This is a genomic window from Phaeovulum sp., from assembly GCF_041596715.1.
GTDB lineage: Bacteria > Pseudomonadota > Alphaproteobacteria > Rhodobacterales > Rhodobacteraceae > UBA6213.
Map to the genome: position 1 here is coordinate 1 of NZ_JBFHIA010000098.1, position 10,547 is coordinate 10,547.

Here is a 10,547-nt window from a genome sequence, read left to right on the forward strand (position 1 = left end):
ATCACTTCGGCGCCCTTTTCATAGACCGTGGCGGTGTAGAAGTTGTTGATTTCCACATAGCTTTCGGGGCGCACCGGGTGCGCCAGCGGCCCCTGATCCTCGCGGAACTGGCGCGCGCGCAGTGTCAGTACGTCATCAATGCGCTTGACTGCCGCCGAGCGCATGTCCGAGGTGAACTGCTGGTCGCGGAACACCGTCAGACCTTCCTTCAGGCACAGCTGGAACCAATCGCGGCAGGTGATGCGGTTGCCGGTCCAGTTGTGGAAATACTCGTGCGCAATAACGCCTTCGATACGCTCATAATCGCCGTCGGTGGTGGTGTCGGGGCTGGCCAGAACCAGCTTTGCGTTAAAGATGTTCAGGCCTTTGTTTTCCATCGCGCCCATGTTGAAATCGTCCACCGCGACAAGGTTGAATACATCGAGGTCGTATTCGCGCCCATAAGTGTCTTCATCCCATTTCATCGAGCGTTGCAGCGCGCCAAGCGCGAAGGCGCAGCGGTCTTCATCGCCGCGCCGAACCCAGATGTTGAGCCCGACCTTTTTGCCCGACATCGTGGTGAACTCGCCGGAATGGGCCAAAAGATCGCCTGCCACCAGCGCGAACAGATAAGCAGGCTTGGGCCACGGGTCCACCCACTCGGCCCAGCCGGGGCCTTGGCCTGCGGGGTTGCCGTTGGACAGTAGCACCGGCAGATCAGACTCGATGCGCACGCTGAAGCGCGACATCACATCGGGGCGGTCGGGGTAAAAGGTAATGCGGCGAAAGCCCTGTGCTTCGCACTGCGTGCAATACATGCCGCGCGACATGTAAAGACCCTGCAACGCGGTGTTGCCTTCGGGCGCAATCTCGACCTCGGTTGACAGGGTAAAGGCTTGGTCAGGCAATGCTGCGGGGTGGATGCTGAGGCCGGTCTCGCCAAGCAGATAGTCCTCGGCGCTTAGCGCCTGCCCGTCGATCGCAATCGAAATCAGCTTCAACCCTTCGCCATCCAGCACCAGCGGCGCGCCGGGGCTATGCGGAGTGATACGAATTGTGGCTGCGACCCGCGTCGTCTTTGGGGCAAGCTGGAAGCGCAACGCGACATCATCAAGGCTGAAAGGGTAGGGGGTATAATCGGCCAGAAGAACGCTCTGGGCGGCAACAGCATTGGTCATGGTCACTCCGGTGTTGGGCAATTCGCGCAGCGTATTCCTCTGATTTGCGAGGTGCAATAAAGCTTCGCGGTAAAGAGTTTGATCAATTCTAGGATGTCTGGACAGAGTGTTGTGTTCTGCGCATAAAGGGCGCGATCACTTAGGGAGGAGTTATCATGAACGAGCGGTGCCTGCGCGCTGGCTTGCAGTTGGATGCTGGCCTTGCGGCTTTTTTTGAGAACGAGGCGCTGCCCGGTAGCGGAATCGAGCCTGACACATTCTGGGCGGCGCTTGCGGCGCTGGCAGCCGAGTTTGGTCCACGAAACCGCGCACTGCTGGAACGGCGCGAAGAGCTACAGGAAAAAATCGACGCTTGGCACCTTGCGCGGCGCGGGCAACCGCATGATGCAGACGCCTACGAGGCGTTTTTGCGCGAAATTGGCTATCTGGTGCCGGAAGGCCCCGATTTCAGCATCGAAACCGGGCCGACCGATCCAGAAATCGCCACGCTCTGCGGCCCGCAGCTGGTCGTGCCGGTGATGAACGCGCGCTACGCGCTGAACGCCGCCAACGCACGCTGGGGCAGCCTTTACGATGCGCTTTACGGCACTGACGCGCTTGGCAGCGAGCCGCCATCGGGCGGGTTCGATGCTGCGCGCGGTGCCGAAGTCGTGGCTTGGGCCAAGGCGTTTCTGGATGATGTTGCACCCTTGGCGGGCTTGGCATGGGGCGCGGTGCAGCGCCTTTATGTGCAGGCTGGCGTGCTTATGGCCGAAGGGCCGCGCGGTAATGCCGGGCTGGTGGCGCCGGGTCAATTCGCGGGCTATCGCGGCAGCGAAACGGCACCGACGGCGGTGCTTTTGCGCCAGCACGGGCTTTACCTCGAACTGGTGATCGATCGCAGCCACGGCGTGGGCCGCGCAGACCCGGCAGGTATCGCCGATCTGCGGCTCGAATCGGCGCTCTCCTCGATCATGGATTGCGAGGATTCGGTGGCGGCGGTTGACGGCGAAGACAAGGTCGTCGCCTATCGCAACTGGCTGGGGCTGATGCGCGGCGATCTGACTGAAGAGGTCAGCAAAGCTGGCGAAATCTTCACCCGCCGCCTTGCCCCCGATGCCGAATATAGCGCCCCGCAGGGTGGCACGCTGCGCCTGAAAGGGCGCGCGCTGATGCTGGTGCGCAATGTTGGCCATCTGATGACCACGCCCGCCGTGCTTGATGCCGAGGGGAAGGCGTTGGGCGAGGGGCTGCTGGATGCGCTGGCAACTACGGTCTGCGCGCTGCACGATTTGCGCAAACCCGAAGCCCCGCGCAATTCGATTTGCGGCTCGGTCTATGTGGTCAAGCCCAAGATGCACGGGCCCGACGAAGTGGCCTTTGCCGACGATCTTTTCAGCCGCGTTGAAAGCCTGCTGGGGTTGCCGCGCTATACCGTCAAGCTTGGCATTATGGATGAGGAGCGCCGAACCAGCGTCAACCTCAAGGAATGTATCCGCGCCGCGCGCCACCGCATCGCCTTTATCAACACCGGGTTCCTTGACCGGACCGGCGACGAGATCTGGACCTCGATGGAGGCCGGGCCGATGGTCGCCAAGGGCGAAATGAAGCGCCAGCCTTGGATTTCGGCCTACGAGGACCGCAACGTAGACATCGGGCTTGCCTGCGGGTTGTCGGGGCGTGCGCAGATCGGCAAAGGCATGTGGGCCGCACCCGACCGTATGGCTGCGATGCTGGCCGAAAAGATTGCGCATCCGATGGCCGGTGCCAACTGCGCATGGGTGCCAAGCCCCACAGCGGCGACGCTGCACGCAACGCATTATCACCGCGTCGATGTTTTTGCCCGCCAGCGCGAGATTGCGTCGATGCACCGCCCCGCGCGTTTGCGTGATTTGCTGACGATTCCCTTGGCGACGGGTGTGAACTATTCCGAGGCCGAAATCTTGGCCGAGGTGGAAAACAACGCCCAAGGCATTCTTGGCTATGTGGTGCGCTGGATCGACCAAGGGGTCGGCTGCTCGAAAGTGCCCGACATCCACGATGTGGCCCTGATGGAAGATCGCGCTACCTGCCGCATCTCGAGCCAGTCTTTGGCGAACTGGTTGCATCATGGCGTGGTCAGCGAAGCCGCCGTGATGGATGCGCTGCGCAAGATGGCGCGTGTGGTCGATCGGCAGAACGCAGGCGATCCGGCTTATACGCCGATGGCGCCAAGTTTTTCCGGGCTTGCCTTTCAGGCGGCGTCTGATCTGGTGTTTCTGGGCCGTGTGCAACCTTCGGGCTATACCGAGCCTGTGCTTCACGCGCGTCGTTTGCAATTGAAGGAGGCAATGGCATGAGCCTAAATCTAGAGGCGGCGCGGCGGATCATTTCGGTGGCGCTGGCGCATGGGGCGGACCACGCGATGAAACCGCTTTCGGTGGTGGTGGTTGACGCAGGCGGCCACCCGATTGCCTTTGAACGCTCCGATGGTGCCAGCCCCGGACGGTTCGAGATCGCCCGCGCCAAGGCTTACGGTGCGGTGATGCTGGGGCTTGGCGGCTTTGCGCTGGCGGCGCGGGCGGAATCGCAGCCGAGCTTCGTTTCCGCCCTGAATGGTGCCTTTGACGGGCGCATCATGCCGGTGGCGGGGGGCGTGCTGGTGCGCGACGCCACAGGCCAAGTGATCGGCGCGGTGGGTATTACCGGCGACACATCCGATAACGACGCGGCGGCGGCACTCGTCGGGATCAAGGCGGTAGGGTTGACGGGCGAGGCCTGAGCGCCGCCTCAGCGCGGCGTCACCACGCCGCGACGCTCGCCCCGCAGGCGGTGGAACAAGTGTGTAAAACTTGCCGCCGCCAGCACCGGCACGACGAAATTGAGCACCGGCACCGTTAGTGGCAGCGTCATCAGCACCCCCGCCAGCCAGACCTGCCCCCAATACTTGCGGCGCAGCGCGTTTGCCTCGGGCCGGGGCAGGCGGCGCAGCGCGACCATCTGAAAATATTCGCGCCCCAGCAGATAGCCGTTCATCCCCCAGAACAGCAGCGGCGCGGCGGGGCCAAGGGTGACATAGCCCAACAGCGCCAAGATATTGGCACCGATCAGCAGCAGCAGAAAGTTGAGGCTGTCCTGCAACGCCTGCATGAAGCTTGCCCCCTGCGCGGGCCCTAGGCGCGGGTAATGCCGCGCCTCGACACTTGCCGCGACCGTTTCCAGAAAAAGCCCGGTAAACAGCGAGGCGACCGGCACCATCAGAAAGAAGCTTAGCACCAGCATGAAGGCCAGCGAGCCCCAAGACAGCAGGTCTTTCACCCAATGCACCTCGCCCACCCAAGGCAGGGTCAGCACATCGGGCGTGGTCCAGTCGATCAGTTGCACAAAGCCTGCGTAAACCGCCAGCAGCAAGGCGATCGACAACGCGATGCCAAGCCCCAGAACCCCCAGCGCGCGGGGGCGAAAAAGGTCGCCCACCGCGGTCAGAAAATCGCCCAGCATCAGAACCCGCGCCATTCGGTCAGCGCCGCGACGTCCGGTCGGGGCCGCTCTGGCGAGGGGCCGGGTGCTGTGCCGATATGCACGAAGCCTATGACCCGCTCGCCCTCTGCAAGCCCCAGCGCGTCGCGGCAGAAGGTTTCATCATAGGCAGGCCAGCCGGTCAGCCAAGCCGCCCCCCATCCCGCCGCAAGCGCCGCGTTCAGAAGCGACAGCGCAACCGCGCCCGCCGAAAGCAATTGCTCGCCTTCGGGCGTTTTCTCAGAGGTTTTGGGCGAAAAGATCACGGCCACGGTCAGCGGGCTTTTGACGAACTGGTCGATTCCCTTGGCTGCCTTTTCATCGGGCATCGCGATGGCGGCGGCCCGCGCCGTTGCGGCATCGGCCAGCGCCTCTAGCGCAGGGCGTGCCAGAACGATCAGCCGCCACGGCTCCAGCTTGCCATGGTCGGGCACCCGCAGTGCCGCGCTCAGCAGCGGTTCCATCTCGGCGCGGGTGGGGGCGGGGGCGGACAGCGTTTTGGCGGGGTGCGAGCGGCGGGTCTGCATAAAGCGCAGCGCCTCGGGTTGGGGTGCGGGCATGACAATCTCCGATTACCTTTGCAATTTCTGCGCCAAAGGGGGCGCGGCCACAAGGGCGCGCCGCGCCCGCCAACCGAACGGTGGTTCCCCTTGCTGCCAATCCACTTTAGAATTGGACGCATGTTTACCATCGAGCACGAATTTGACGCGACCGTCATCACCCTCATCGATGAGGGCGAGCGCCCCGAAGACGGGTTGATCGAGGATGTCACCATCCGCGCCTACGACGATTGCGTGACGCTGGAACAGCACGATCCCGAAAGCGGCGACGAAGTCGTGGTTGTGCTGAGCGCGGGGCAACTGCGCGAACTGGCCGCGGCGCTCAACCTTCCCGAAGGGGCCTATCAGTTGCGCAAGGGCAAGACCGAAAGCAAAGGCTGACCTTCAGTCGAGTCGGAACACCTTGTCGCGCGCCTTGGTGCCGCGCAGCAGCGTCAGGCGGGTTTTTGCCACGCCAAGCGCCTTTGCCAGCAGCGTGCGGGCAGCCTCGGTCGCTTTGCCGTCTTCGGGCACGGTGGTCACCTGAATGCGGATCACGCCGTCTGCAACATTCAACGCGTTGCGCGATGCGCGCGGTGTCACGCGCACCGCGATTTCGGCACCGGGGTGCGCGAGATGGGCAAGCTCGGCCATGCGATCTCCTCTGGCACCGGTTCTAGCGCGCAGCTAGGCTTGCCGCCAGAGCCGAGGGGATTTGCACATGAAAACCGCCTTCTTTCACGACGAACGCTGCCTTTGGCACGGCGGCGGCAATTATGCGTTTACCTTGCCGGTGGGCGGTCTGGTGCAGCCCGGCGGCGGTCTGCCCGAAAGCCCTGAAACCAAGCGACGGTTGGTAAACCTGATGCGGGTCAGCGGCCTGATGGCGGAACTGGCCGAACAAAGCGCAGCGCCCGCCAGCCGCGAAGATCTTTTGCGCGTTCACCCCGCCACCTACCTTGATGCGTTCAAGGCCGCCTCTGATGCGGGCGGCGGCGAAATGGGGCCGCGCGCCCCCTTTGGTGTGGGCGGGTTCGAGATTGCTGCGCTGTCGGCGGGGCTTGCCAAGGGCGCGCTTTTTTCCGTGCTTGAGGGGCGCGCGCGCAATGCCTATGCGCTGGCGCGCCCGCCCGGCCATCATTGCCTGCCCGCGCAGCCGATGGGGTTTTGCCTATTGGCTAATATCGCTGTTGCGATCCGGGCGGCGCAGGCGGCGGGGCTGGCACAGCGAATAGCGGTGGTGGACTGGGATGTGCACCACGGTAACGGCACCGAGGCGATCTTTTATGAAGACCCGGATGTGCTGACCATTTCGCTGCATCAAGACCACAACTTCCCGCTTGATACCGGCGATGCGGCGGCGCGCGGGGCAGGGGCAGGGCTTGGCGCAAACCTCAATATCCCGCTTCCTCCGGGCACGGGCCACGCAAGCTATCTGGAGGCTGTTGAGCGGTTGGTGTTGCCTGCATTGGCCAGCTTTCGCCCCGATGCCATCGTGATCGCCTGCGGCTTCGATGCCTCGGCGGTTGATCCTTTGGGGCGGATGTTGGCCAGTGCCGAAACGTTCCGCCTGATGACCCGCGCGCTGATGGGCGCGGCAGAGGCGCTTTGCGGTGGGCGGCTGGTAGCGGTGCACGAGGGCGGCTATTCCGAGGTGCATGTGCCGTTTTGCGGCCATGCGGTGCTGGAGGAATTGTCCGCCAGCACCATTCACGCCCCCGATCCGCTTGCCGCCACCTTGGCCGCGCGCCAGCCGGGGCCGGAATGGGTGGCCCTTGTCAGCACCCATATCGGGCGGTTGGCGGCGGCGCTGGGCTAGGCGCGCCTAGCCCGGGCGCGCCACCAGCGAACGGTCGATCGCCGCAAGCCAGTTTTCATGCGTGAGCTTGCGCATCAGCGCGGCGTTGAAGCCGTGCGCCTCAAGGGCAGCCAAAAACACAGGCAAGCCTTCAACCCCGCCGATGTCTTTTGGCGTGGTGGCACCGTCGTAATCGGAGCCAAAGCCAACGCGATTTTCCCCCAGCTTCGAGATCAGATGATCCAGATGGCGCAGCATCGGTTCGAGCGTCATGTCGGCCGATTTGCGCCCGTCGGGGCGCAGGAATACGGTGGCAAAGTTCAGACCCACCAAACCGTCGGACTCGGCGATCATCGCCAGTTGCCGATCGGTCAGGTTGCGCGCGCCGGGGGTAACAGCGTGGGCGTTCGAATGTGTGGCAATGATCGGCGCGGTCGAGATTGCCGCGACATCGTTAAATCCCGCCTCGTTCAGATGCGACATATCCAGCATGATGCCAAGCGCGTTGCAGGCGCGCACAAGGCGCTTGCCCGCGTCGGTCAGGCCGGGGCCGGTATCGGGCGTGCCGGGATAGCGGAAGGGCACACCGTGGCCAAAGATAGTGGGTCGCGACCAGACCGGGCCGATAGAGCGCAGCCCCATCGCATGAAAGCTGTAGAGCGCGTCGAGTTCGGGGTCGATCGCCTCGGCACCTTCCATATGCATGATCGCGGCGATCGTGCCATTGGCGACGCAAGCGCGCACCTCGGCCGCCGTGCGGCATACCTTGAGCGCGCCTTTCGCTGCGCGCTCCATCCACAAAAGATGCCCTGCCATGGCCAAGGCCACCGGCTGCGCCGCCTCGTGCCCAATCAGATCTGGCAGCGGCAGATCATAGGGGGGCGCATCCATCATCGTTTCGAAATCAGGTGAATCATGCGCCTCGGGCGAGGGGATGTAGATCGCGAAGAACCCGCCCGCAAAACCCGCCTTGCGCATCCGCGGCAGATCAAGGTGCCCCTCGCCATCGCCCTTGAGCCAGATCTGTTCGCGCTGTTCGGGCGCACGCAATAGGCGCAGCAAAAAATCGTTATGGCCGTCAAAAACGGGGTAGGTCATGGTGTCCTCATGAAGCGGCGCGGCTGAAGCCTTCGGATGCGGCCAGTAGAGCGCGGGTATATTCTTCTGCGGCGTGGTGCGCCTGCAATTCGGCACGGGTAAGCTCTTCCACGGTCTGGCCGTGCTGCATCACCATCAAGCGCTCGCACATATGCGCAACCACGGCAAGGTCGTGGCTGACCAGAACATAGGTCAGGCCGCGTTCGGCGCGCAGCCGGTCGAGCAGGTTCAGCACTTCGGCCTGAATCGAGGCATCAAGCGCCGAGGTCGGTTCGTCCAGCAGCAGAACCTCGGGTTCGAGGATCAATGCGCGCGCCACGGCTACGCGCTGGCGCTGCCCGCCCGAAAGCTGGTGCGGAAAGCGGAAGCGGAAGCCCTGGCCAAGCCCGACATCGTCAAGCGCCTTTTCCACCCGTGCTTCGCGGTCGCCAAACCCATGAATTGCCAGCGGTTCCGATAGCACCCGGTCCACCGTGTGGCGCGGATGCAGCGAGGCGTAGGGGTCTTGAAAGACCATCTGCGTGGTGCGGTAAAACTCGGGGCGGCGTGGTGCGGTCAGCTCCTCACCCTCGATGCGGATGCTGCCTTCGGATGTTGGTGCAAGCCCGCAGATCGCGCGCAGCACCGTCGATTTGCCCGAGCCGCTTTCGCCTACGATTCCAAACGCCTCGCCCTTGGTTACAGAAAGGCTGACGCCGCGCACGGCGTGGACTGGGCCAAAGCGCACATGCAGGTCTTCAATCTCGATCAGTGCCATTAGAGTGCCCAAGCCTCGTCGCGTTGCAGGGTCGGCAGCGGTCGTGTGTCGCTGTCGATACGCGGCAAACAGCCCATCAACCCGCGGGTATAGGGGTGCTGTGCCTGCCGCAATTCGGTGGCGCGCAGTTCTTCGACCACGCGGCCTGCATACATCACCAACACCCTGTCGCAGAAAGAACTGACCAACCGAAGATCGTGGCTGATGAAGATCAGCCCCATGCCGCGCGTCGTCACCAGATCGTCGAGAATACGCAGCACCTCGATTTGCACGGTCACATCAAGCGCCGAGGTCGGCTCGTCCGCGATCAAAAGATCGGGCTCGGTGATCAGCATCATCGCGATCATCGCGCGCTGGCCCATGCCGCCCGAAAGTTCGTGCGGGTAGGCGGCCATGACCCGCGCGGGGTCGCGGATCTGCACTGCTTCCAGCATTGCAACTGCACGTTCGCGCTGTTCGGCGCGGCTGGATGCGACGCGGCGCGCCGCTTCGGCCAGCTGTCGCCCGATGGTCATAACAGGGTTGAGGCTGAACTTGGGGTCCTGCATCACCATGCTCATCCGTGCGCCGCGCAAGGTGCGCCATTGCTTGGCGCTGGCACCACGCAGATCGATGCCGTCAAACGCCAGCTTGTCGGCCGTGGCGCGGCCGGGGGGCGGTGTTAGGCCAAGGATCGCGCGCCCGGTCTGGCTTTTGCCAGAGCCGCTTTCGCCCACAATACCCAACCGCTCGCGCCCAAGCGTAAAGCTGACGTTGCGCACCACTTGCTGCGGCCCTTGGCGCGAGGGGAAGGTGACGGTCAGATTTTGAACATCTAGCAGGGTCATTTGCGTGCCTTCGGGTCGAGCACATCGCGCAGACCGTCGCCAAGAAAGTTGAAGCCAAGCGAGACGACAAAGATTGCCAGCCCCGGCATCGTTGCCACCCACCAGTGATCAAGAATGAAGCGCCGCCCGCCTGCGATCATCGCACCCCATTCGGGTTGCGGCGGTTGTGCGCCAAGGCCAAGAAAGCCAAGCCCCGCTGCTGTGAGAATGATGCCCGCCATATCAAGCGTGACCCGCACGATCACCGACGAAAGGCACAAGGGCACCACATGCCCCCAGATGATGCGCGCCGAATGCGCCCCTTGCAGGCGGATCGCGTCGATATGATCGGCGGTGCGGATGGTCAACGTTTCGGCCCGCGCGAGGCGCGCATAGGGCGGCCAAGAGGTGATGGCGATTGCGATGATGGCGTTTTCAATGCCGGGGCCAAGGGCTGCCACAAAGGCCAGCGCAAGGATCAGGCGCGGAAAGGCCAGAAAGATGTCGGTGATCCGCATCAGCACGGTATCGACCCAGCCGCCGTAATAACCCGCCGTCGTGCCAACCAGCAGCCCGATCGGCGTGGCGATCACCGCCACCAGCGCCACCACCAGCAGCGTGATGCGCGAGCCGTAGATGATGCGGCTGAGAATGTCGCGGCCCTGATCGTCGGTGCCCATCAGGTGCGCCCATGAGGGGGGCAGAAGGCGCTCGGTGCGCAGGCTGCCGCCCACGACCGGGTCTTGTGGTGCCAGCCACGGTGCAAGCATCGCTACCAGAACCAGCACCACCACGATGCCGAGGCCGATCATCGCCAGACGATTCCGGCTAAACGCGATCCATGTGCGATACGCTTGGCCCGCGCGTGCCTGTCGGCGCGAGGCGGGTTGCTCGGTCAAAAGCCATTCACGTGTG

Annotated in this window: 12 protein-coding genes; 4 read left to right on the plus strand and 8 right to left on the minus strand. The window is 63.8% G+C overall.

What is annotated here, in order from left to right:
- Nucleotides 1-1,157, minus strand: a 1,157-nt coding sequence (locus tag ABY403_RS08415; RefSeq protein WP_372840331.1) for a M1 family aminopeptidase, incomplete at its 3' end; no start/stop codon positions are given.
- Between the two features lie 155 nt (nucleotides 1,158-1,312).
- Between ABY403_RS08415 and ABY403_RS08420 the strand changes: the two genes are divergently transcribed.
- A complete protein-coding gene (locus tag ABY403_RS08420; protein ID WP_372840332.1) occupies nucleotides 1,313-3,475 on the plus strand; it encodes a malate synthase G in 2,163 nt (720 codons plus the stop codon).
- On the plus strand, nucleotides 3,472-3,897 hold the full coding sequence (locus tag ABY403_RS08425) for a heme-binding protein (RefSeq protein WP_372840333.1): 426 nt from the start codon (nucleotides 3,472-3,474) through the stop codon (nucleotides 3,895-3,897). The genes ABY403_RS08420 and ABY403_RS08425 overlap by 4 nt, the downstream gene beginning before the upstream one ends.
- A gap of 8 nt (nucleotides 3,898-3,905) precedes the next feature.
- Here ABY403_RS08425 and ABY403_RS08430 read toward each other — a convergent pair whose 3' ends face one another.
- Nucleotides 3,906-4,631, minus strand: a complete 726-nt coding sequence (locus ABY403_RS08430; RefSeq protein ID WP_372840334.1) for an EI24 domain-containing protein — start codon at nucleotides 4,629-4,631, stop codon at nucleotides 3,906-3,908.
- Nucleotides 4,616-5,194: a nitroreductase family protein gene (locus ABY403_RS08435; RefSeq protein WP_372840335.1), complete on the minus strand. Its 579-nt coding sequence runs from the start codon at nucleotides 5,192-5,194 to the stop codon at nucleotides 4,616-4,618. The genes ABY403_RS08430 and ABY403_RS08435 overlap by 16 nt, the downstream gene beginning before the upstream one ends.
- Nucleotides 5,195-5,314: 120 nt before the next feature.
- Between ABY403_RS08435 and ABY403_RS08440 the strand changes: the two genes are divergently transcribed.
- Entirely contained in the window at nucleotides 5,315-5,575 is a 261-nt protein-coding gene (locus ABY403_RS08440) for a hypothetical protein (protein WP_372840336.1), read from the plus strand.
- Nucleotides 5,576-5,578: 3 nt separating this feature from the next.
- Here the strand turns inward: ABY403_RS08440 and ABY403_RS08445 are convergent, their stop codons facing one another.
- On the minus strand, nucleotides 5,579-5,827 hold the full coding sequence (locus ABY403_RS08445; RefSeq protein WP_372840337.1) for a DUF167 domain-containing protein: 249 nt from the start codon (nucleotides 5,825-5,827) through the stop codon (nucleotides 5,579-5,581).
- 67 nt (nucleotides 5,828-5,894) lie between these two features.
- Between ABY403_RS08445 and ABY403_RS08450 the strand changes: the two genes are divergently transcribed.
- The gene (locus ABY403_RS08450; RefSeq protein WP_372840338.1) at nucleotides 5,895-6,992 is read left to right on the plus strand and encodes a class II histone deacetylase; all 1,098 of its coding nucleotides are present in this window, start codon (nucleotides 5,895-5,897) and stop codon (nucleotides 6,990-6,992) included.
- Between the two features lie 6 nt (nucleotides 6,993-6,998).
- Here ABY403_RS08450 and ABY403_RS08455 read toward each other — a convergent pair whose 3' ends face one another.
- The 4 genes from ABY403_RS08455 to ABY403_RS08470 form a co-directional block, all read right to left on the minus strand.
- Nucleotides 6,999-8,069, minus strand: a complete 1,071-nt coding sequence (locus tag ABY403_RS08455) for a dipeptidase (RefSeq protein ID WP_372840339.1) — start codon at nucleotides 8,067-8,069, stop codon at nucleotides 6,999-7,001.
- Between the two features lie 7 nt (nucleotides 8,070-8,076).
- Nucleotides 8,077-8,826 carry an ABC transporter ATP-binding protein gene (locus tag ABY403_RS08460; protein ID WP_372840340.1) on the minus strand — a complete coding sequence of 250 codons (750 nt, stop codon included), beginning with the start codon at nucleotides 8,824-8,826 and terminating at the stop codon, nucleotides 8,077-8,079.
- Nucleotides 8,826-9,653, minus strand: coding sequence for an ABC transporter ATP-binding protein (locus tag ABY403_RS08465; protein WP_372840341.1), 828 nt, complete (start codon nucleotides 9,651-9,653; stop codon nucleotides 8,826-8,828). Before ABY403_RS08465 ends, ABY403_RS08460 begins: the two co-directional genes overlap by 1 nt.
- The coding region (locus tag ABY403_RS08470) for an ABC transporter permease (RefSeq protein ID WP_372840342.1) at nucleotides 9,650-10,547 on the minus strand (898 nt) is incomplete at its 5' end. The genes ABY403_RS08470 and ABY403_RS08465, both read right to left, overlap by 4 nt.